The following is a 489-nucleotide window of genomic DNA, read 5'->3' as shown; positions in this document are numbered from 1 at the left end:
AAAATTCTATATAGATATTCTTACTTACCTCTTAACTTTAAACATATGTTTTATCAATCCTCCAACTAAATTCTAAATTTAGGTTTCCAGTACCATCTAAGCCTATCTAAGATCTTCAAAGCATAATATTGAACCCATATAATATTCTTATACTTTAACACTCTGTTAATAATCTCTTCTTATTCTCTATAAATGATACCATGTTTATAATACCACCCCACTACCCATATGATTTATTGTACTTACAAATGACAGCGCTTGAAATACTTAAAATAATTTCTCTAATATGCAACAAGACTGACTTGATCGCGGAATAACAAAGAAAAATATCAAAACTTAGCAACAAATCCTATATGGCTAAGGCAGTAGGAATATATAGAACTTAGAACGGCATCTTAAAACCAGGTGGCAAATTTATACCGTTTAAAGCACCTGATAAAGAGTTGTGTGAATCCTTATCACATTTTTGTTTTGCATCATTAAAGGCAA

At 30.1% G+C, this 489-nt stretch carries 1 pseudogene; it reads right to left on the bottom strand.

The annotated features are described in order from the left end of the window. Window positions 1-382: 382 nt before the first annotated feature. Window positions 383-489: pseudogene (locus AC27F4_RS04470) on the bottom strand (YbaB/EbfC family nucleoid-associated protein); the annotation flags it as partial.

The organism is Candidatus Rickettsia mendelii (assembly GCF_057543435.1).
The sequence above is the reverse complement of the archived record's forward strand: the minus strand, read 5'-3'. Positions and strand labels throughout refer to the sequence as shown.